This window comes from Streptomyces sp. NPDC127129, from assembly GCF_042671585.1.
GTDB lineage: Bacteria > Actinomycetota > Actinomycetes > Streptomycetales > Streptomycetaceae > Streptomyces.
Genome location: NZ_JBHXTV010000001.1, coordinates 143791 through 165349, shown reverse-complemented (window position 1 = coordinate 165349; position 21559 = coordinate 143791). Strand labels below are relative to the sequence as shown.

Below are 21559 nucleotides of genomic sequence, written 5' to 3'. Positions count from 1 at the left end.
GGCGGCCGGGGCCGGGTTCTAGGCGATGCGGGGCTGCAGCCCGACATCATGCCCGGTCATCAGGGCAACGATGCCCTCGTCGGTGACGGCCACGGACCGGAGTGCGAGCCCTTCGGGCAGGTTGTCGAGCGGGGCCTGACGCTCCAATGCCTTCTCCAGCAGGGTGCGTGCGGCAGGAGGCACGTTCTCGGAGAGCCGGACGTCGTTGACTCCGATGGCTCTCGAGCCGGCGACGCCGAGGTGTGCGGAGGCCGAGACCTGTCCAAGCAGCGGGACCTGAGTGGTCGCTACCACCTGGTCGTTGCCGTTGCCTCGGTTGATGTCGACCCCGTAGAAGGCCGAGAGGTCTTCGTACGTGATGGTCGCCGTGATCTCGGCCTCGTCGGCCCGCTCCCGTCCGCCCTGCTCCTGGCGTATTCCGTGCAGATGGATGGCGAGATCCTGAATGGTCAGGACGCGGCCGTTCAGGGCGGCTGGAACCTGTGCGGCGTCGATGTCCGCCTCGGTGATCACCTTTCGAGCCAGCTGAAGTGACACGGGAAAGCCGTTCAGATGCACCTGGGGAGCGGAGTCGAGGCCGATGTCCCGCCGAACCGAGTCGGCGATGCGGTCCTGCGCGTACTGCGTGGCCAACACCTCGCCGCCAGTGGCGGCGAGCAGCGCCAGGGCCGTCGCGATCAATACGTTCCGGCGATGCGCGCGCCGCATTGCCCGGCCGTTCTCTGGTCCGTTCATGCTCTCTCCTTCTAGAGACCTCGCGGCCTTGCGCCGCGCGTCTACGCGAGCCGTCACAACATCTGATCGCCCATCAGGCGAGTGCCGCGGGAAATGACGGTCGGTCGCGGCGGCGTCGGCCTGTCAGCGGTGCATCGGCGGTCGGCGGATCACCGGGTCGGTGCTGGCGGTCGTAGGCGACGCCGAGGCGCTGGGGCTGCTGCTTGCGGCGCTGGCGCTGCTGCTTGCCGATCCGCTCGTTGGAGTGGCACTCGTGGGTGCCTCCGTATCGGTCCGGGTGGCGAGGAGGACGGTGTCGCCGCGGTTCAACTGCGTACCGGCAGATGGGATGGTTGCGATCACGGTGCTGGTGCTGACGCCACTGGAGCGCGGAGTGAGTGCGATGTTCAGGCCCAGCTCGGCCAGGTCTGCTCTGGCTTGTGCGAGGGTCTTCCCGACCAGGTTTCCGGGGACGGCGACGGTTGGGGTCGTGGGCTCCGTCGATGCATGAGGGCTCATCGGGCCGGCGCCGCTGCTGGGACGGGTGGTGCCTTCCAGACCACTGGCGGAGGGCTCTGGCTCGGGCGAAGGGCTTGCGGAGGAGGAAGGCGAGGACTGCGTGCTGGGACCGGTGGCGTGCGTCGCATCCGGAGCCGCAGTGAGGACAGCGGTGACGACTGCGCCTGCGCCGAGGAGGGCCAACGCCGCGAGTGCCGTCCGTTGGGGACCGCGGGATCGCCTGGAGGACCTGAGCGCTGTTGTCGCCGCTTCCTCCGGGAAGGTCGGCGCTCCCGCGAGCGTGGTGTCCTGAGGAGGCGCGATGTCGTGACTTCTGGGGGTGAGCAATGCGTCACGCATGGCCGCAGCGTCGGCGAACCGGTCTTCGGGGCTCTTGGCCATGGCGCGGGCAAGGGCCGTCTGGACGTGTCGGGGCAGTTCCACTCCGAGGTCCCTCGGGGCCGGCGGGTCCGCGCACATGTGCTGGTAGGCGATGGCGAACGGGCTGTCCCCGGTGAAGGGCTGGCGGCCGGTGAGGAGCTCGTAGAGCATGCAGCCGGTCGAGTAGAGGTCGGAGCGGGCGTCGACGGGCCGGCCCTGGGCCTGCTCGGGGGACATGTACGCGGTGGTGCCGACCGAGATGCCCGTGCCAGTCACGCTCTTGTCGTGCCCATCGGAGATGTGGGCGATCCCGAAGTCCATGACCTTGACCAGCCCGTCGGCGGTGATCATGACATTGGCCGGCTTGATGTCCCGGTGGACCAGACCGGCCGCGTGGGCGCAGGCGAGTGCTTCCAGCGTTCCCGCGACCCAGGCGACCGCTTCCTGCGTCGAGGGTGGGGCCGACCTCAGCCGTTCGGCAGCGGTGTGTCCGGTGATGTGCTCCATGACCAGGAAGGGACGCGGGGGCGCTGTCGGAAGCCAGCCTGCGTCGTAGACGGCTGCGACGCATGGATGGTTGAGGGAGGCTGCCGCGCGGACCTCGCGCTGGAAGCGGCTCTGGGCGATGTCGTCGAGGGCGAGCTGTGTGTGCATCAGCTTCACGGCGACCGCGCGGTGCAGGACCAGGTCGTCGGCCGACCAGACCTCGCCCATGCCGCCGCGGCCGATCATCTCGCGCAGCGCGTACCGGTCGCCGATCAGGCCGGCCCACGCGTCGTAGAGGGGGTACTGCATGACGGGTACCTGCGGTCCTTCGAGTGGTCGGGCTGACGGGGAGGGTTGCGGTCGGGTTCCCGGCAGGCACGGACTGCCAGAAGCCGCGTGGGGCTGTCTCGCTGCCTCCCAACTCGGCAACGGGAGGGGCCGCACGGGTCCACCGACTCGCGTGCGGTGCCTTGGACAGTGCCATCGGGGTGAACGAGAGCGGCTGAGGTGCGCCCTTGCTGCAGCTTGCGGCGCCGTTCGGAGCCGAAGGCCCTGTGCGACCAGAGGTCCGCGGGACGTCTGGTCGCCAGCACTTCAGTCCGACGTCGGTGGTGTCTTCGGCGCGCGGAGCAGGCACCCGACGGCTGCGGCGAGAACGATGACGCCGACGGCGACGAGCGAGGCGGACAGGCCGTCCATGAAGGCGGACTTGACGCCGTCCGCCAGGGCCGCGCCCCGGGCACCGAGCTGATCGGCGACGTGCAGGCCCGCCGCGGCGGAGTCGCGTGCGGCCTCGGCGGCTTCGGAGGGGAGCTGGTCGAGTGAGTCGGGCAGGTTCGAGCGGTAGTGGCTGCCGTAGATCGAGCCCATGAGGGCGATGCCGACGGCCGAGCCGACCTCGCGGGTGGTGTCGTTCATCGCGGAGGCGACTCCCTGCTGGCCGCGGCCGAGCGAGCCGGTGATGGCAGAGGTGCCCACGGCCCCGGACAGGCCGATGCCGAAGCCCGCCAGGACGAGTCCGCCGAGGAACGGCAGGTAACCGGAGCCGACGTCGAGCCGGGAGATGACGAACAGGCCGGCGCTCAGCAGGAGCAGCCCGACGGTCATGGTGGCCTTCATCCCGACCCGTCGCACCAGGTGAGGGGTGGCCTGGGAGGTGGGCAGGACGACGACCGCGACGGGTACGAGGGCCGCGGCGGCCTTGAGCGGGCTGTAGCCGAGGATGAGCTGCAGGTACTGAAGGCCGACGAAGAAGAACCCGAAGACGGCCATGAACTGTACAAGGACGACGATCGCGCCGGCCCGGAAGCCGCGGATGCCGAACAGGGCGGGATCGAGCAGGGGGTGCTCACGCCGCAGGCCGAGCCAGGCGTACGCGGTGAAGGTCAGGACCGTGACCATGAGGGCGGCGATCACGACGGGCTCCGTCCAGCCCTGCTCGTTGCCTTCGATGATGGCGAAGACGAGGGTGCCGATGCCGACAGCGGTGCAGACGGCCCCGGGAACGTCGGGTGGGGAGGGGTGCTCGTCCTTGGTGTCGGGCGACAGGAGGAGGGCGGTGACGGCGGCCACGAGGGCGGTCGCGGCGCTGGTGATGAAGATCGACCGCCAGGAGAACCACTCCAGCAGGGCCCCTGCGGCGAGCATGCCGATGATGGCTCCGGCGGCCGCGAATCCTGACCAGGTGGCAACGCCCTTGACGCGCTGCTCGGGAGGGAAGGCGGCGGTGATCGTGGACAGGGTGCCCGGCATGATCATCGCGGCGCCCAGGCCCATGACGACTCGCCAGACGATGAGCGTGGTGGTGGAGTCGGCGAAGGAGGCGGCCAGGGAGGCGATGCCGAAGACGACGGTGCCCGCGACGAGGACGTTGCGGCGCCCGATGCGGTCGCCGATGGCACCGAGCGGCAGGACGAGAGCGGCCAGGGCGACGGTGTAGCCGTCGGCGATCCAGGTCAGTGAGGCGTTGGTGGCCGACAGGTCGATGGCGAGGTCGGGCAGGGCGAGGTTGAGCGCGGAGACGGAGGCGACGACGAGGACCAGGGACAGGCACATGGCGAAGAGGACGCCATTGTGGCCGGCCCGGCCGGTCGCGATGGCGTCCTGCCGGTCTTCGGGCTGGTTGTCGGAGGTGCGGTGGGGGCTGGTGGACATGAGGAACTCGTCTCAGTCGGTGCCGGGCTGGAGCAGTTTGAAGACCAGGCGCGCGGCGGTGCGCTGCGCCGCGTGGCGCAGGCGCACCGGGGCCGGCAGGACCCGGGGCGGCGTCGGGGGAGTGGCGGCCAGGCGGGGGAAGAGCGCTTCGGCGTTGGTGCGGTTGACGGCCTTGAGCGTGGCCGCGTCGACGTTGCCGTCGAGGCCGCCCGCGAAGTACTGCCCGGCGGGAGTGGGGGCGAAGGGCCAGTCGCTGCCGAAGAGGACGTGTCCGGGGCGGGCGAAGGCGAGCAGGGTGGGCAGGGCGGCAGGGCTGGAGGACAGGGCGGTGTCGAAGTAGAAGGAGCGAAAGTCGTCCAGTACGTCGAGCGGGCTGCGTGCGGTGTCGTTGGCGATGGTCAGAGCCATGCGGTGTGAGGAGTACGGCACGAAGCCGCCGGCGTGGCTGAGGATGAACCGGATGTTCGGGTAGCGGCGCGGGAAGCCGTTGCGGACCAGAAGATAGGTGGCGCGGGTGGTGTCCAGCAGGAAGTCGGCGGCGAAGGCGGGAATGCCGTCGACCGCGGGAGCGGGCAGCTCGGCCGGGTGTATGAAGACCACCGCGCCTCGGTCGTCCAGCGTCCGCCACAGCGCGTCCTGGCCGTCCACGCCGAGGTAGGTGCCACGGCTGTTGGCGAGCAGGGTCACGCCGTCGGCGCCCAGCTCGTCCAGTGCGCGCGCGGCCTCGGTGGCCGAGGCGTCGGCGTCGGGCATGGGGAGGGTGGCGAAGAAGCCGAAGCGGCCGGGGTGGTCGGAGACCAGGGCCGCGGAGTGGTCGTTGAGGCGTCGGGCCAGGTCGGCGGCCTCGGCGGGTGCGGTGAGGAAGCCGGTGCCGGGAGTGGAGACGGAGAGGATCGACGTGGTGGTGCCGAGCAGGTCCATCAGTTGCAGGGCGGACTGGGGGTTCCAGGCGGGCAGGGCGCGGCCGCCGGCGTCGGCGATGCCGGCCTCGGCGAGCTCGTCGCGGTAGAAGTCGGGCACCACATGCTGGTGGACGTCGATGCGCTGTGCCGAAGGGGACATGAAGGGGCCTTTCATGCGTTCTACGGGTTATGGCGGGGAGTTCTTCCGGCCGGCGACCGTGCACTGCCGACCCGGCCGGCGCCATGGGCATCGGTGTCCGGGGAGGCGAAGAAGCCCGGTTCGGCGGTGGCGCCAGGGCCTTTGGGAGCCCGGAAGGAGAGATCTGGGGTAGCGCGGATGGGCACAGAGTCGCCGGTGTGGTTCGCGACGTATCAGAGGGGGCGGGCCCTCGTCAGATGAAGGACACCGACACGGAGCCGAGGGCTCCGAAACGGGCCTCTGCCTTCTGGCCGGCGCTGATGAAGGGGGCTGTGGTGATGGCGCCGGGAAGGATCACGTGCCCGGGGTCCAGCCCCTTGCCGTAGGCGGTGAGAGCGTTGGCCAGCCAGGCGACCGCGGCGGCCGGGTGTCCCATGACCTCATTGCTGCTGCCGGTTGCCACGCGGCTTCCGTCGACGAGCAGGTCCACGTTCACCGCCGCGAGGTCGGGTGCGTACGCCATCGGCGTCCAGGAGCCGCAGACGAGTCCCGCGGAGCTGGCGTTGTCCGCGGCGGAGTCGGCCAGGGTGATCCGCCAGTCGCGGATGCGGCTGTCGACGATCTCCAGTGCCGGCGCGACCGCATCGGTCGCGGCCAGTACGTCACTGAGGGTTATGCCAGGGCCGTGCAGCGGCCGGGCGAGGCGGAAACAGATCTCGGGTTCGACGCGTGGGGCACAGTATCGGGCGGCGCGTACCGTCCCGCCGTCGCGGTGGACCATGTCGTCCAGCAGATGCCCGAAGTCCGGCTCGTGCACGCCGAGCAGGTTTCGCATCGAGGCCGAGGTGAGACCGACCTTGTGGCCGATCACCGTCGAGCCGGTGGCCAGGCGGTGGGAGATGTTGTCCTGCTGGACTGCGTAGGCATCGGCGAGATCGAGCGCGGGCCACCTCGTGGTGAGCGGTTCGACCGGGGCCGTGCGGCGCTCGGCCTCGCGGAGAAGTCGGGCGGCCTCCATACGTCGCCGGGTGGCCGCCGGCCTCATGTCCTGCTCCTCGCCGCCAGGCGCGTCGCCGCCTCGTAGACCAGCTGGGCGTGCAGTTCGAACATCGCCACGAGGTCGACGTCGTCACCGTTGATCTCCCGCTGGACGAAGAGCCCGTCGGCGCCCGCGACGGCGTAGGTCGTCAGGGTGTGCACGGAGTCCTCGTCGAGGTCCGGGACGAGTGCCTGGGCCATGTCGGCGATCTTCGCGCGCGCGATGTCGCGGACCTGGAGGAAGACTGTCCGGCCGCGGGGTTCGGCTGGACGCCGTTCGAGCGCGAGCATCAGACCGAGACGGAGGAAGTCGGGGGCGTCGATCAGCGACTTGCCCACGTTTCCCGCCATGGCGGTGACCCGTTCCAGCGGGGTTCCCGTCTCTTCGCTCGGAAGCTCTACGGCGGCGAGCCACGTTTCGAAGCTGCGCTCGATGACTGCGGCGATCAAGTCGTCCTTGTCCTTGAAATGCCAGTAGATCGAGCTGGCAGGCAGTCCGCACTTGGTGCTGACGGCCGCGATCGACGTGCCTTCGTATCCCCGCTCGCCCGCGATCTCGACGGCGGCGTCGAGGATGCGTTGCCGCGACTCCACTCCGTTCGCGCGCTTCTTGCGGGTCGTCTGCGGCTTTGTCATGGCAGGTGCCCCTCTGGTGTGCGCTTCTCGCCGGCTGCTTGACCCTATCCAGCGATGAGCCTACCGTAGCACTCGTTCCAATTGGAGTGAACACTACGGTAAGAATCGTGCAGCATGATCGACAGTGAGGTGGCCTGATGAGCGAGACCGCGGCCGGAGCAGAGGCCGAGGACAGCGCCTACGACGTGGCGGTGATCGGGTACGGGCCCACGGGCGTGACCGCGGCCAACCTGCTGGGCGCGATGGGGCTCCGCGTCGTCGTCCTGGAACGGGACGCCGAGATCTTCACGCGCGCCCGAGCCATCTCCACCGACGAGGAGGTCGTCCGCATCTGGCAGCGGATCGGCCTGGCCGAGCGCCTCAAGCAGGACATGCTGACGGAGCGGCCGGTGGACTTCGTCGACGCCGACGGCCGTACGTTCCTCAGCGCCTCCCCCACATCACGCGGCCACGGCCACCCGCCGCAGATGTTCATCTACCAGCCGGCCCTCGAGCAGGTCCTGCGTGACGGCGTCGACCGCTACCCGAACGTGAAGATCCTGCTGCGCCACGAGTGCCTGCGCCTGCGCCAGGACGCCGACGGGGTGGAGCTGACCGTGGTCGGCACGGCCGACGACTCGGTCCACCGGCTGCGCGCCTCCTACGTGATCGCGGCCGACGGCGGCTCCAGCCTGACCCGCGCGCAGCTCAACATCGGGTACGAAGGGCGGACGTACGAGGACCGCTGGATCGTCATCGACACCAAGATGCTCAAGCCCTGGCCCGACCACGACAAGTTGCGCTTCCACTGCGACCCGGCCCGCCCGGCCGTCGACTGTCCGACCCCACTGGACCACCACCGCTACGAGTTCCCCCTCCTGCCCGGAGACGACGAGAAGCAGCTGGTCACCGAAGACGCCGTGTACCGGTTGATCTCCCGGTACGGGATCGGCCGCGACAGCATCAAGGTTCTGCGCGCCACCGTCTACAGCCACCACGTCCGGTTCGCCTCGCGCTTCCGCGTCGGCCGGGTGTTCCTCGCCGGCGACGCCGCGCACGCCATGCCGCCGTGGATCGGCCAGGGCATGGCCGCCGGCGTGCGGGACGTGGCCAACCTCTGCTGGAAGCTGAACTCCGTCCTTCACGGTGAACTGCCCGAAAGCGTCCTCGACAGCTACGAGACCGAACGCAAACCGCACGTCAGGGAGGTCACCAAGCGAGCGGTGTTCGTCGGCCGCATGATCACTGAACGTCGGCGCCCGGTCGCTCGCGTCCGCAACGATGCCCTGCGGGCCCTGGACCGCATACCCGGCTTCGGCGACTGGCTGCAGGACTCGAACTGGATTCCCGTGGCCCGCTACGACGCCGGCCTGCAGGCCGGCCCGCGCACCAAGGCGACCGGGCACCAGATTCCGCAGCCCTGGGTGACCGGTCCCGACGGCGAACGCGTACGGCTGGACGACGCGCTCGGCGGCCGCTGGCTGCTGCTGTCTCTCGGCCGGCCCACCTCGCAGCCCGCGTGGGAGCGCCTCGGCGTCGAGTCGCTGGCAGTTCTGCCGGTGGGCTCGCGCCCGGCCGACGGCGCGGTCGTCGACAGCGACGGCGTCCTGCTCCCCTGGCTGACCGAGCACGGTGTCACCACAGTGGCCCTGCGCCCCGACGCCTACGTCTACGCCGCCGCCCCCGTCGGTGCCCCGCTCCCGCCGCCTCCGGCCGGATTCGCCCCCGCGTCACGGCCGGCCACGACCACCGCTCAGTGAGGACATCATGACCACACCCACCGAAGTCCCCGCGATGCAGGAGCACCTGCTCGACGTCGACGGCAAGAAGATCTTCGTCGCCGAGACGGGGCGGGGAGCTCCCGTCCTGCTGCTGCACGGTGGGGGCCCCGGAGCTTCCGGGGTCTCCAACTACAGCCGCAACATCGTGGAACTGTCCCAGGAGTTCCGGGTCATCGTGCCCGACCTCCCCGGCTACGGCCGCAGCAGCAAGGGCATCGACCCCGCCGACCCCTTCGGCGCCCTGGCCACCGGCATCCGCGGCGTGCTCGACCAGCTCGGCCTGAAGAAGGCCCACTTCGTCGGCAACTCCTACGGTGGAGCCTGCGCCCTGCGTCTCGCCCTCGACACCCCCCAGCGGGTCGACCGCATGGTGCTCATGGGCCCCGGCGGCATCGGTACCACCCGTGCGCTGCCCACGCCCGGCCTGAACAGCCTGCTGAACTACTACACGGGGGACGGGCCCTCGCGGCCGAAGCTGGAGAAGTTCATCCGCGACTACCTGGTCTTCAACGCCGCCCACGTGCCCGACTCGATCATCGACGCGCGCTACCGGGACAGCATCGACCCCGAGGTCGTCGCCGCCCCGCCGCTCAGGCGTCCGAAGTCGCTCGGCGCGCTGTGGAAGATGGACTTCACCCGCGACAAGCGCCTGAGCCGGCTGGCTGTGCCCACCCTGGTGCTGTGGGGCGCCGCGGACAAGGTCAACCGGCCGTCGGGTGGCCGGATGCTGGCCGAGCGCATGCCCAACTGTGATCTGTACGAGGTCGCCAACACGGGGCATTGGGTGCAGTGGGAGCGTGCCGAGCTGTTCAACCGGCTCTGCGCCGACTTCCTGGCGGGCCGCCGATGAACACCGCGCCCTCGGTCTTCGGCTCCGTCCACCTCGGCTACGTCGTCGTCGAGTCCCACCGCTTCGCCGACTGGCGCCGGTTCGGCACCGACGCCATCGGCATGCACCACGACGACATCTCCCGTGACGTGATGCGCTTCCGCCTCGACGACCAGGAGTGCCGCTTCGTGATCCGGCGTGGTCCCGCCGAGGACGTGGTGGCGATCGGCTGGCACATCGACGACCACGCCTCCTTCGAGCAGATCGAGGCCCGCATCCGAGCCCACGGGGTTCCTGTCGTGCGGGGCTCCGACGAGGAGGCGGCCCTGCGCGGCGTGGAACGCCTGCTGCGTTTCCCCGGGCCCAAGGGCATCGTGCAGGAGATCTACACCACTCCGCTCATCTCGTCCGAGCCGCTGCGGATGGTCGCCTCCGGCTGGGTCACCGGCGACGCGGGGATGGGACATGTCGCGATCACCTCCGCCAAGCCCACCCTGATGCGCGGCTACTACAACACGGTCTTCGACGCCCGCCTGACCGACTACATCGACGAGACGATCAGCGGCGTCAAGCTCAAGATCCGCTTCCTGCGCGTCAACGAACGCCATCACTCCATCGCGATCGCCGCCCTCCGCGGCCTGCCGATCGACCCGATCCGCACCCGCGTCCAGCACCTCAACATCCAGGCCGACAGCCTGGACGACCTGGCCCAGAGCTACGAGCGCGTACACGAACTCGGCTTCGACATGGCCCTGTCGGTGGGCCAGCACACCAACGACAAGGAACTCTCCTACTACGCCCGCACTCCCTCGGGCTTCGAGTGGGAGGTCGGCTGGAACCCCGTCGTCATCGACGAGAGCACCTGGGAGCCCTCCACCCACCAGGGCATCAGCATCTGGGGCCACAAACCCGTCGGCCAGACGATCGTCGACAAGCTCGACCAGTTCCGGCTCGGCGCCCGTTCCCTCGCCCGGCCGGAGAGGACCGTCCCCGCCCTCAGCGGCGCCGGCATCCCCGACGACTGAACCGGCACGGTCACCCCGCCGCCCGGCGGGGTGACCGCACTCGCTCGATCCCCGGCAGCGCGGCGGAACACCGCCGCCGGCCCTCTCGCCCGGTCGCACATCCCTCGCACTGGGGCTCCCACAGGCACCCGGCCTCACGGCCCGATCACGGGCGAAATCCTGCGGGTCCGGCAATCCCGGACGTCCGCGGTTCCCCATGCCTGCCCGTCGCCGTCCCGCACTGCTCGGTCCGTTCGGCACACCGCCCGTCGTGCTTCCCGTCACGGGACGCCGGGAACCGTGATGCCGGGCCCCGGTGAGTGACCATCCACCTCGCGAGAGGACCCCGACCCATGTCCGTTCCGCCTCCCAGGCCCGACAGCGGGCCCCCACCATACGACCGGTCCCACGAGGCTGCCGCGAGCGCTCTGCAGGAAGTGCCTCGCACACTTTTCGAAGCGCGTCGGCGGTTCCTGGCGGTCAATGGCGCCGCCTTTCTGGTCTCCGTAGCGCTGTCCGGCACACTCGGCGAGCTGTTCGCCACCCGCCCGGCCAGCAGGATGCCTCTGGGCATCGTCTTCGGCACTCTGCAGCTGGCCGTTCTGCTGCTGTCCTCATGGTGGTACGACCGCACGCTCAGCCGCCGAGCCGATCCGCTCGTCGACCTGATGCGACATCCTGCCGAGCTCCTGCACCCGTCACCGCCCCAGCCGGGCCCGGCAGGGACCACGTCCGAATGGCCGAACTCGTCGCAGGGGAGGCGGAGATGACCGAGCTGTCGCTCGCCGCGGGGCTCACGTCGGTCTCGGGCGGCTCCGACGACCGGACGATGGTGCTGATCGGCTTCCTGGCGTTCATCGTCCTGTCCCTGCTGCTGTGCGTTCTGGCCGGCCCCGAGGACGACACCGCGGCCGACTTCTACACCGGCAACCGGTCACTGACGCCGGTGCAGAACGCGCTGGCGCTCACCGGGGACTACATATCGGCCGCCACGCTCCTGGGCGTGTCCGGCTTGGTGGCCGTGGTCGGATACGACGGCATCTCCTTGGCGGTCAGCAGCTGCCTGGCCGTCGGGGTGTTCCTGCTCCTCGCCGGTCCGCTGCGCAATGCCGGCCGTTACACCCTGGGCGACATCTTCGCGCTGCGTTCGCCGGGTTCGTCGTCCCGTATCGCCGCCGCCACGGCCACCTTGGCCGTCTGCCTGCCCTTTCTCGTCCTTCAACTGGCCGGAGCCGGCAGCGCCACGGCGCTGCTGCTCGGACTGACCAGCCTGGGGGCCGAACAAGTCTGCACCGTCTTCGTCGGAGCGCTGATGATCTGCTACGCGGTGCTCGGCGGCATGAGAGGGACGAGCCTCGTCCAGATCGTCAAGGTGGCCGTGGTGTTCACCACCATGGTGCTCCTCGCCCTTCTGGTCCTGCGGCACCACGACTTCGACCCGGGCGCCCTGCTGACCGCGGCCGAGCGGGGGAGCGGGCTTCACGACCGCTACTTCGAACCCGGTCACGCCCTGGGGGACAGCGCGGTCGGCCGCCTCGACTTCCTGAGCCTCCAACTGTCCGTCGTCCTGGGCGGCGCGTGCATGCCGCACGTCCTGATGAGAATCAACTCGGCCGCCGACGGCGCCACCGCCCGCCGAGCGACCCGCTACGCCATCGCCATCATGGCCGTCTTCTTCCTCTGCGTCGTCATCGCGGGCCTCGGTGCCGCCGGCATCGTAGGAGGCCAGAAGATCCGTGCCGTCGACAGCAGCGGCCAGACGGCCCTCTTCCTCCTGGCCGGGGAGCTGGGAGGCGGTAGCTCGGGACTTGCGGGCAGCGTGCTGTACACCGCTGTCGCCTGCTCCGTCTTCGTCACCGTACTGGCGGTGGTCGCCGGTATCGTCCTGAGCGCCGCGGCCGCCCTGGCGCACGACCTGCACGCGCACGTGGCACGCGCGGGACGCATGTCCGAGCGTCGGGAATTCCGATCGGCCAGATGGGCCGTAGGAGCCGTGGGCGGGATCGGCATCTTCCTGGCGGCGATGGCCCAGGGACGGGACCTTCAGTCCCTGACCTATCTGGCACTCGCTCTCGCCGCCTCCACGGTCCTGCCCGCCTGTCTGTACGGACTGTTCTGGAGCCGGTACAACCGGACCGGGCTGCTGTGGACCGTGTACGGCGGTATTTTCTGCACGACCGCCCTGTACGTCTGCTCCCTCTCCTTCTCGGGCGCGCCCACCTCGCTGCTGTCGGGACACGACTTCCACCTCATCGGTATGCAGTCGACCGCCGTGATGGCCATTCCCGCGGGATTCCTGCTCGGGTGGGTGGGCAGCGCCGTCGGACGGCGTGGACGGCCGGTGGAAGAACCCGGGGCGGACCTCCGCTGGCGCGAACGGGTTCTCGTCGGAGTGCGAGAGCAATGACGTGTGCCGCGGCCCGGCAGCCAGGCCGGGCCGCGGCACACGCCGCGCACTCGCTTACGGCAACAGAACGGGCTCACCGTTGCCGCGCCCGGCTCAGGCCGGCTTGGCCCCGATCCTGGCGGCCAGTGCGGGGAACTGGGCCAGCGCGTTGGAGCGCTCGACAGCCAGTCGCTCAGCAGGCGAGAAGGTCTCGTTCAGCTGTGGGGCGGGGTCTCCTGCCGCGAGGAACAGAGCGCTGGTGAACGGCCAGTCGGTGGCGAAGAGAACGCGCTCCGTTCCGGCCAGCTCGCGCACGGATTTCATCGCCTGGGGTGCTGGAGACAGGGCGGTGTCGTAGAAGATCTTGCGGAAGTGCGGGCTGCTGTCGTCCAAGCCGGCGGCCCCCACCTGCTGCGCGATCGCCGGGGTCAGAGTCAGCAGGCTGGTGCGGTAGGAGATGTACGGCAGGGTGCCGCCGGCGTGCGCGGCCAGCCACCGGATGCGCGGGTACCGCTGGTAGACGCCCTTGTAGAGCATGTTGACCAGTGCGCGGGTGGTGTCGAACGTGAACTCGTACAAGAACGGCGGCAATCCGAGGTCCGGGTAGCTTTGCGGGGTCGAGGGGTGGATGAACACCATGGCGCCCAGGTCGTCGAGCGCCTTCATCAGCGGGGCGAACACGGGATCGCCCAGGTACTTTCCGCCGTAGCTGCTGAAGATGCCCACGCCGTCCAACTTCAGGTCCCGCACCGCCCGCCGTGCCTCGGTGACGGCGTGGGAGACGTCCTGCTCGTCGACGGTGTCGCCCAGGGGCAGGACGGCGAATCCGCCGAATCGGCCCTTCAGGCGCGCGGACGTCGTGTGGACCAGGTCCCGGCTCGTGTAGGTGTTCAGACGCTGTGCCATCGCCACCCGGTCCGCCATGGAGGACAGGTAGGTGACGCCCGGCTCGGAGACGGAGACCACCTGGGTCTGGATGCCGTAGCGGTTCATGAAGTTCACCGCGAGGTCCGGGCTCCACGCGGGGACCGGCACGCCTCCGATCTCGGTGATGCCGTGCGCCGCCAGGTCCCGGCGGTAGAAGTCCGGAATCAGATGACAGTGCACGTCGATGCGGTCTCTGCCGCGGCGTACCGGAGCGCCGGAGGGGGCGCTGCCGCTCGCGGTCGCCGGCCAAGCGCCGAGGGCTGTCGCGGTGGCAGACAGCGGCAACGCCGCCTTGAGCAGTCCGCGCCGTCTCATGCCGTATGAGTCGGCTTGTCCTGGAGCAGCCATGAAAACACCTCACCGAAGCGGGGATGGGGGGAAGGTGCGTCCGCTGGAGGATCGACGCGGACACCGGGCAGCCACAGGTGACCGGCGCAGCGGCGGTGACCGCACCGGCTTCTTGTAGTGTTCACTACAGTGACTGGAATGACCGCTACGGTAAGAGGGGCGGGAGTGGGCGTCAAGGATCGCGGCAGGGGGATCTGCGGAGGTGAGAGCCTGCCGGGTGCGCCCGCTGCCCACGGGCCGGGCGTCCGGTGCCGGCTCAGGAAGAGGTGCTGTCCACCGATCCGCGGCCCGAGCGCAGCACGCGGGACAGGCCCAGAGCGGCTGTCCGTACGGCGGGCGCCAGTTGGGCGGGGTGGAACCGGCCACGCGGCACGGCGACGGACAGGGCGGCCACCGCCGTCGCCCCGTCGAAGACGGGCGAGGCGATGCAGTTGACGCCGAGGGCGGCCTCCTGCTCCTCGTATGCGAGACCGGAGACCTGGATCTGCTCCAGGGCGGTACGCAGCCGTGCCGGATCGGTGACCGAGTGCGGGGTGAGACGGGGCAGGGGCCCGGCCAGCACCTCGTCCGCCAGTTCGGATCCGGAGAAGGCCAGCAGCGCCTTGCCGACGCCCGTGCAGGTCAGGGGAAGACGCCCCCCGATGCGGGAGGGCAGCGTCAGGGTCTGGTGGCCGTGGATCCGCTCGACGTAGACCACATCGTGCCCTTCCCGAATGCCGAGGTGCACGGTCTCGTGGGTTGCCTCGAAGAGGTCCTGGAGGTACGGCAGCGCGGCCTCCCGCAGGTCGAGCCGGCGTGGCACCAGCGAGCCCAGCTCGAAGAGCTTGCCGCCGAGCCGGTAGGCCTCTCCGGTGCGTTCGAGCAGGCCGAGGCGCACCAGGTCGGCGCAGAGGCGGAACGCGGTCGTCTTGGTCAGTCCCGTACGGGCGGTGATTTCCGTGAGACGGAACGTACCGCCGTCCGGACGGAAGCAGTCGAGGACGGCAGCCGCCTTGTCGAGCATGTTCCCCTGCGTGCTGTTCCGTGTCATGGAACGTATTTTGCCGCTGCTCGAACCGTACGCCTATACCTGTCGTGGATCGACGGACGGCCCCGCCGCCTCTCCGACACCCTCGCCACTCTCCGCCCGGAGGTACCCGCATGTCCGCACCGCTGCAGTCGTCCCCGCCGGAGGCGACCGTGAGCCCTCTCCAGCCCACCGACGCCGTGAACCAGGCCGCCGCTGTCCTGGAGAAGGCCGCCCGCACCGGCGTCCCCTGCGCCCCGGTGCGCTCGCTCCTGACCGAGGCGGACGTCGAAGCCGCGTACGCCGTGCAGCGCCTGCACGTGGAACGCGGGATCGCCGCCGGGCGGCGGCTGGTGGGCCGCAAGATCGGCCTGACCTCGCCCGCCGTGCAGCGGCAGCTCGGCGTGGACCGGCCGGACTTCGGCGCGTTGTTCGCCGACATGGCGGTGCCCGAGGGACGCCCGATCGCCCCCGGCCGACTCCTCCAGCCGAAGGTCGAAGCCGAGGTCGCCCTGGTGCTGGGCACGGATCTGCCGCATCGTGACCCGACCCTCGCCGACCTGCTGCGCGCCACGGCGTTCGCGCTGCCCGCACTGGAGATCGTCGACAGCCGCATCGCCGACTGGGACATCACCATCGTCGACTCCGTCGCCGACAACGCCTCCTGCGGCCTGTACGTCCTGGGCGGCACCCCCGTCCCCCTGGACCGCGTCGACCTGCGGGCCGTGGCGATGACCCTCGCCAAGAACGGCGAGACGGTCTCCGAGGGCACTGGAGCCGACTGCCTGGGGAGTCCCCTCACCGCCGCCCTCTGGCTCGCCTCCACCCTCGCCGGGCTCGGCGACCCGCTGCGGGCCGGCGACATCGTCCTGACCGGTGCGCTCGGCCCGATGGCCGTCGCCGCCGAGGGCGACGAGTTCACCGCGCACATCGAAGGACTCGGCACGGTCACGGCCGCGTTCGCGTCCGCTGCCACGGAAGGAGCAGCGGCATGAGCACGAAGGTCGCCGTCATCGGGTCGGGCAACATCGGCACCGACCTGATGATCAAAATCCTGCGGCTCTCCGACTCCCTGGAGATCGCCGCCATGGTCGGGATCGACCCCGACTCCGACGGCCTGGCCCGCGCCCGCCGCCTGAAGGTCGCCACCACCCACGAGGGCGTCGACGGCCTGGTGAAGCTGGACGAGTTCGCGGACGTCGAGATCGTCTTCGACGCCACCTCGGCCGGTGCGCACCGCCGCCACGACGAGGTACTGCGCTCGCTGGGACGCAGGGTCGTGGACCTCACGCCCGCCGCGCTCGGCCCGTACGTCGTCCCGCCGGTCAACGGCGACGACCACCTCGACGCACCGAACGTCAACATGGTCACCTGCGGCGGCCAGGCCACCATTCCGATCGTGGCCTCCGTCGCGGCCGTGACGCCCGTCCACTACGGCGAGATCGTCGCCTCGATCTCCTCCCGTTCGGCCGGTCCCGGCACCCGGGCCAACATCGACGAGTTCACCGAGACGACCTCGTCGGCCATCGAGAAGGTGGGCGGCGCCGCCCGGGGCAAGGCGATCATCGTCCTGAACCCGGCCGAACCCCCGCTGATCATGCGCGACACCGTGTACTGCCTGGTCGGCGAGTGCGACGACGCCGCGGTGACCGCTTCGGTGGAGGAGATGGTCACCCGGGTCCAGGCGTACGTGCCCGGATACCGCCTCAAGCAGAAGGTCCAGTTCGAGTGCGTCGCCGACGACGACCCCCTGCGCTCGCTGCTGCCCGCCGGCACGCGGTCCACGGGCGCCGCGAAGGTCTCGGTCTTCCTGGAGGTCGAGGGCGCCGCCCACTACCTGCCCGCCTATGCCGGGAACCTCGACATCATGACTTCGGCCGCCCTGCGCACCGCCGAGCGCATGGCCGCCGCGCAGCCCTTCACGGAGGTGGTCTCCCGATGACCGCGAATCAGCCCCCCGCCCTGTACGTACAGGACGTGACCCTGCGGGACGGCATGCACGCCGTGCGCCACCGCTACACCGTCGACCAGGCCCGCACCATCGCGGCCGCGCTGGACGCCGCCGGGGTCGCCGCGATCGAGATCGCCCACGGCGACGGCCTGTCCGGCTCCAGCATCACCTACGGCGTCGGCGCGCACACCGACTGGGAGTGGATCGAAGCGGTCTGCGACAGCGTCCACCACGCGGTGCCCACCACGCTGCTGCTGCCCGGCATCGGCACCCTGCACGACCTGCGGCAGGCCCACGCCCTCGGCATCCGCTCGGTCCGCGTCGCCACCCACTGCACCGAGGCCGACATCTCCGCCCAGCACATCGCGGCCGCCCGCGACCTGGGCATGGACGTGGCCGGGTTCCTGATGATGTCCCACATGGCCGAACCCGCCGAACTGGCCCGCCAGGCCAAGCTGATGGAGTCCTACGGAGCGGGGTGCGTCTACGTCACCGACTCCGGTGGTCGCCTGACCATGGACGGCGTCCGCGATCGCGTCCGCGCCTACCGCGACGTTCTCGAACCGGACACCGGGATCGGCATTCACGCCCACCACAACCTCGGCCTGGGCGTCGCCAACTCGGTCATCGCCGTGGAGAACGGCGTCACCCGCGTCGACGCCTCCCTCGCCGGCCAGGGCGCCGGAGCCGGGAACTGCCCGCTGGAGGCGTTCGTCGCGGTTGCCGACCTGATGGGCTGGGAGCACGGCTGCGACCTGTTCCCCCTGATGGACGCTGCCGACGACGTTGTACGTCCCCTGCAGGACCGCGAGGTCCGCGTCGATCGCGAGACCCTCACCCTCGGCTACGCGGGCGTGTACTCCAGCTTCCTGCGCCACGCCGAGGCCGCCGCCCGCCGGCACGGACTCGACACCCGCGCGATCCTCGTAGAGGTCGGCCGGCGCAAGATGGTCGGCGGCCAGGAGGACATGATCACGGACATCGCCCTCGACCTCGCAGCGGCCGACTCCGCCGGCTGACCGGCAGCGGCCGGCGCCGATGCGCTGTGGCCGTTCGGCGGAGACGGCGTCACCAACGCCAGGGGCCGGACTCGGCGGGTGTGAGGCGAAGCCGGTCGGAGTACCCACAGCCAGGGGACGCATCAGGAACGGCGAGTCGGAATACGTGCGCGCGCAGGTCGTCATTCCGTCTCTGGCCTACGTGACGAAGGCGCTGACGGTTGCCGAAGAGGATCTCGCATTGGAGATCGTCATGATGGCGGGATGCGGCCTTCGGAACGGTGAGGCGCGGGCGGTGAACGTCAACAATGTCGTGGAGCAGGACGTGTACCGGGTGCGGGAGCAGATTCATTCCAACACGCTGAGGCCGGCGAAGCTGAAGCACCGCAAGATGGGGGACTTCCGGAGGTGCCGCTGCCGCGGTCGGTGCGGGAGGCGATCGAGCGGTACGAGGAGAAACACGGCACCACGACGGGCGGCTACCTGCTGCGTGGGCCGGGTGGCTACGTCACCGAAGGCATGGAGCGGCGCCGGGTGAGGAAGCTCTTCGCGGATCTCCCGCCGGAGGAGAGGGTGGGCATGGACGGCTTCCGGCACTACTTCGCCTCGAACGCCCTCGGGAGCGGCATCCCGATGACCGACGTGGCGGAGTGGATGGGGCACAAGCCCATCGAGGAGACGTACCGGACCTACCGGCACCTGATGCCGGGCAGCATCACCAAGGCTGCCCGCATTCTGCCCGGGCGCCGCGTACGGGTTCGGCCGTCCGCGACGTCGGGCACGAGGCCCGGACCGCCTGACCGTGCCGCACACCACGCCCCGCCGGTTCCGCCAGGGCTTCCGGGCTGACTCCGGTGTCAGCCGACGTGGACGCGGGGGCGGCGGTCACGGTCGGGTTCCGCTTCGCGCAGGACCTCGCGGGTGACGGGGGCGACCTCGCCCTGGCCGAGGAGGAAGAAGCGGAGGAAGTTGGCGAAGGGGTTGCCCTCGGTCCACTCGAAGTAGACATGGGGGCGGACGCCCGTCATGTCGCGGGAGTGGAGGAGCAGGGCGGCCAGCGCGTTGGGGACGGAGGAGGATTCCACGGCGAGGACGCGGAAGCGGTCGTGCAGGACCTCGCCCCGCACCGTCAGGCCCGCCTCGAACTCGGACGGATCCGTGACCGTCACCTCGACGAAGACGAAGTCCTCGGTGGTGGGGAGGTCGTTGTCGGCGCGGATCTGCTCGATCTTGTCGCGGTACTCGGCGACGTCCCGGTTGTCGGGCTCGTTGGCGATGAAGCGCGGGGTGCGGCGGGAGATGTCCTGGATGAAGCGTTCCGCCATGTCGTCGAGTTCGACGTGGGTGACGCGGAGTTCGAAGGCCCGGCCGAGGCGGGAGAGGAGCGAGATGAGGATGATGCCGGCGATGAAGCAGGCACCGATCTTCACGCCGTCGGGGCGCTCGATCACGTTGACGACCGTGGTGTACAGGAAGACGGCGGAGATGACGCCGAAGCCGATGGTCCAGCCCCGCTGGCCGGCCTTGCGGGCGGCGATGGTCACCGCGATCGCGGCCGAGCAGATCAGGACGAGGACACCCGTCGCGTACGCACCACCCTGCGCGTCGACGTCCGCGTCGAAGATCCACGTCACGAGGAACGCGACCAGGGTGAAGACGATGACCATCGGGCGCACGGCGCGGGCCCAGTGGGGAGCCATTCCGTACTTGGGCAGGTAGCGCGGCATCAGATTGAGCAGACCCGCCATCGCAGACGCGCCTGCGAACCACAGGATCAGGATGGTCGACACGTCGTAGACAGTGCCGAACGCGTTGCCGAGGTATTCGTGCGCGAGGTAGGCGAGGGCGCGCCCGTTGGCCTTGCCGCCGGGCTCGAACTCCTGGTGCGGGATGAGGACGGTGGTGATGAAGCTCGTGCAGATCAGGAAGACGCTCATGATGAGCGCGGCCGTCGTCAGCAGCTTCTTCGTACCCCGGATGCGCCCGGCGGGCTTCTCCTCCGTGTCGGCCGGATCACCCTCGACGTGCGGCATGACCGCCACGCCCGTCTCGAAGCCGGACAGGCCCAGAGCGAGCTTGGGGAAGACGATCAGGGCGACGCCGATCATGGCGAAGACGTTGCCGTGCTCCTGGGTCAGGGCGGCGGTCCAGTCCGTGACCACGTGCCCCTCGGTCACGACGTGCCACAGACCGGTCACGACGACGACCGCGTTGAGTGCGAGGTAGACGCCCACGAGGACGACGGCGACGCCGATGGCCTCCAGAAACCCCTTGAGGAACACCGCGCCGAGCATCGCGATCAGGATCATGGTGATCAGGACCTGCTTGTCGTGCAGGGCCTCTTCCAGGTGCGGGTTCTCCACCAGGTGGGTGGAGGCGTCGGCCGCCGACAGGGTGATGGTGATGAGGAAGTCGGTCGCGGCGAAGCCAAGGAGGGTCAGGACGAACAGCTTGCCCTTCCAGAAGGAGAGCAGCCGCGACAGCATCGCGATCGAGCCCTCACCGCGCGGACTCTCCTCCGCCACCCTCCGATACACGGGGAGCGCGCCGGCCAGGGTGACGATCACCAGGACGATGGTGGCGATGGGGGAGAGCAGGCCGGCGGCCAGGGCCGCGATGCCGGGCTGGTAGCCGAGGGTCGAGAAGTAGTCGACGCCCGTCAGGCACATGACCCGCCACCAGCGCTGCCCCTTGTGCCCGGCGTCCGGCGCCGACTCCTTGGGCCGGGAGGGTTTGCCCTTCCCCATGTCGGAGAGGCCCTCCAGCATCCACGCGCGCAGTCGTCCGGTGCGCGCGTCCGGTGTGGTGGCCATGGGAGTACTCCTGAGCTGCTGCTGGATGAGGGGATTCGCCGTCGTGCGGACGGGCCGGGCCAGCGTAAGCAACGCGTCAACGACCGATCAGGCCGGGCGCGTCAGGAAAGCGTCAAGATGCACCGGTCGGGCTCATCCCCGAGGCTGACTGATCGAGGGTGCGGGCGATCAGCGCGACCGGGAGATGTCGGCGCCTGCCTCCGAGGGAGCGCGTCGACCTTGACGGCAGGGCACCGATGGAGCGGTCATGGGCGGTAGACGAGCTCGATCAGAACGGCTGCGATGAGGAGCCAGGCTCCTACGCCGAGCAGCCACAGGGCGTCGTATGCGACTCCGAGGACGGAGACGGCCAGAGCCGCGGCGGCGAGCGACAGCGACATGCGTCGCATGCGGCTGTCGGTGGGTGTCCGCGCGAAGTTTCGGCTCATGACATGACCGTAGCCCCGTAGGGGCCCACGGTTCCTGAGTGCCCGCGTCAAGAAGGTGTGAAGAGAGCGCCGTCGGGCGCCAAGAACCCGCCAGGAACGATGGGGAGCGCGCTGACCAGGGCACACCCTGAGCGGACCTGAGTACGAAGGAGACCACCCGC

General features: G+C 70.0%; 18 protein-coding genes. 8 read left to right on the top strand and 10 right to left on the bottom strand.

What is annotated here, in order from left to right:
- Positions 1-18: 18 nt before the first annotated feature.
- From ACFVGW_RS00695 to ACFVGW_RS00670, 6 genes are all read right to left on the bottom strand, one after another.
- Positions 19-735 carry a DUF2993 domain-containing protein gene (locus ACFVGW_RS00695; protein ID WP_385850151.1) on the bottom strand — a complete coding sequence of 239 codons (717 nt, stop codon included), beginning with the start codon at positions 733-735 and terminating at the stop codon, positions 19-21.
- A 123-nt stretch (positions 736-858) separates the two neighbouring features.
- Positions 859-2388 carry a protein kinase gene (locus ACFVGW_RS00690; RefSeq protein WP_385850150.1) on the bottom strand — a complete coding sequence of 510 codons (1530 nt, stop codon included), beginning with the start codon at positions 2386-2388 and terminating at the stop codon, positions 859-861.
- Positions 2389-2673: 285 nt separating this feature from the next.
- On the bottom strand, positions 2674-4233 hold the full coding sequence (locus ACFVGW_RS00685; protein WP_385850149.1) for an MFS transporter: 1560 nt from the start codon (positions 4231-4233) through the stop codon (positions 2674-2676).
- Between the two features lie 12 nt (positions 4234-4245).
- On the bottom strand, positions 4246-5295 hold the full coding sequence (locus ACFVGW_RS00680) for an amidohydrolase family protein (protein WP_385850148.1): 1050 nt from the start codon (positions 5293-5295) through the stop codon (positions 4246-4248).
- 232 nt (positions 5296-5527) lie between these two features.
- The gene (locus ACFVGW_RS00675; protein WP_385850147.1) at positions 5528-6319 is read right to left on the bottom strand and encodes a 2-keto-4-pentenoate hydratase; all 792 of its coding nucleotides are present in this window, start codon (positions 6317-6319) and stop codon (positions 5528-5530) included.
- Complete coding sequence (locus ACFVGW_RS00670; RefSeq protein ID WP_385850146.1) at positions 6316-6948, bottom strand: TetR/AcrR family transcriptional regulator; 633 nt, start codon at positions 6946-6948, stop codon at positions 6316-6318. Before ACFVGW_RS00670 ends, ACFVGW_RS00675 begins: the two co-directional genes overlap by 4 nt.
- A 137-nt stretch (positions 6949-7085) precedes the next feature.
- Here ACFVGW_RS00670 and ACFVGW_RS00665 point away from each other — a divergent pair, with 137 nt between their 5' ends.
- The 4 genes from ACFVGW_RS00665 to ACFVGW_RS00650 all read left to right on the top strand — a co-directional run bounded on the left by ACFVGW_RS00665 (position 7086) and on the right by ACFVGW_RS00650 (position 12948).
- Positions 7086-8687: a bifunctional 3-(3-hydroxy-phenyl)propionate/3-hydroxycinnamic acid hydroxylase gene (locus tag ACFVGW_RS00665; protein ID WP_385850145.1), complete on the top strand. Its 1602-nt coding sequence runs from the start codon at positions 7086-7088 to the stop codon at positions 8685-8687.
- 7 nt (positions 8688-8694) lie between these two features.
- A complete protein-coding gene (locus tag ACFVGW_RS00660) occupies positions 8695-9558 on the top strand; it encodes an alpha/beta fold hydrolase (protein ID WP_385850144.1) in 864 nt (287 codons plus the stop codon).
- Positions 9555-10562, top strand: a complete 1008-nt coding sequence (locus ACFVGW_RS00655; RefSeq protein ID WP_385850143.1) for a VOC family protein — start codon at positions 9555-9557, stop codon at positions 10560-10562. The genes ACFVGW_RS00660 and ACFVGW_RS00655 overlap by 4 nt, the downstream gene beginning before the upstream one ends.
- Positions 10563-11277: 715 nt before the next feature.
- A complete protein-coding gene (locus ACFVGW_RS00650) occupies positions 11278-12948 on the top strand; it encodes a cation acetate symporter (protein ID WP_385850142.1) in 1671 nt (556 codons plus the stop codon).
- Between the two features lie 93 nt (positions 12949-13041).
- On the opposite strand, the gene ACFVGW_RS00645 is transcribed toward ACFVGW_RS00650, so the two are convergent.
- Positions 13042-14169 (bottom strand): amidohydrolase family protein, encoded by a 1128-nt coding sequence (locus ACFVGW_RS00645; protein WP_385850141.1) that lies wholly within the window; start codon positions 14167-14169, stop codon positions 13042-13044.
- Positions 14170-14458: 289 nt separating this feature from the next.
- Positions 14459-15205 (bottom strand): IclR family transcriptional regulator, encoded by a 747-nt coding sequence (locus ACFVGW_RS00640; protein ID WP_385850540.1) that lies wholly within the window; start codon positions 15203-15205, stop codon positions 14459-14461.
- 137 nt (positions 15206-15342) lie between these two features.
- Here ACFVGW_RS00640 and mhpD point away from each other — a divergent pair, with 137 nt between their 5' ends.
- The 4 genes from mhpD (at position 15343) to ACFVGW_RS00620 (ending at position 19006) form a co-directional block, all read left to right on the top strand.
- The gene (gene mhpD / locus ACFVGW_RS00635; protein ID WP_385850140.1) at positions 15343-16203 is read left to right on the top strand and encodes a 2-keto-4-pentenoate hydratase; all 861 of its coding nucleotides are present in this window, start codon (positions 15343-15345) and stop codon (positions 16201-16203) included.
- Positions 16200-17150 (top strand): acetaldehyde dehydrogenase (acetylating), encoded by a 951-nt coding sequence (locus tag ACFVGW_RS00630; RefSeq protein ID WP_385850139.1) that lies wholly within the window; start codon positions 16200-16202, stop codon positions 17148-17150. Before mhpD ends, ACFVGW_RS00630 begins: the two co-directional genes overlap by 4 nt.
- On the top strand, positions 17147-18178 hold the full coding sequence (gene dmpG / locus ACFVGW_RS00625) for a 4-hydroxy-2-oxovalerate aldolase (RefSeq protein WP_385850138.1): 1032 nt from the start codon (positions 17147-17149) through the stop codon (positions 18176-18178). Before ACFVGW_RS00630 ends, dmpG begins: the two co-directional genes overlap by 4 nt.
- A gap of 387 nt (positions 18179-18565) precedes the next feature.
- Positions 18566-19006 carry a tyrosine-type recombinase/integrase gene (locus ACFVGW_RS00620; protein WP_385850137.1) on the top strand — a complete coding sequence of 147 codons (441 nt, stop codon included), beginning with the start codon at positions 18566-18568 and terminating at the stop codon, positions 19004-19006.
- Positions 19007-19014: 8 nt separating this feature from the next.
- On the opposite strand, the gene ACFVGW_RS00615 is transcribed toward ACFVGW_RS00620, so the two are convergent.
- Together ACFVGW_RS00615 and ACFVGW_RS00610 are read right to left on the bottom strand one after the other, a co-directional pair.
- The gene (locus ACFVGW_RS00615; RefSeq protein ID WP_385850136.1) at positions 19015-20970 is read right to left on the bottom strand and encodes an amino acid transporter; all 1956 of its coding nucleotides are present in this window, start codon (positions 20968-20970) and stop codon (positions 19015-19017) included.
- 245 nt (positions 20971-21215) lie between these two features.
- Complete coding sequence (locus ACFVGW_RS00610; RefSeq protein WP_385850135.1) at positions 21216-21398, bottom strand: hypothetical protein; 183 nt, start codon at positions 21396-21398, stop codon at positions 21216-21218.
- Positions 21399-21559: the final 161 nt, after the last annotated feature.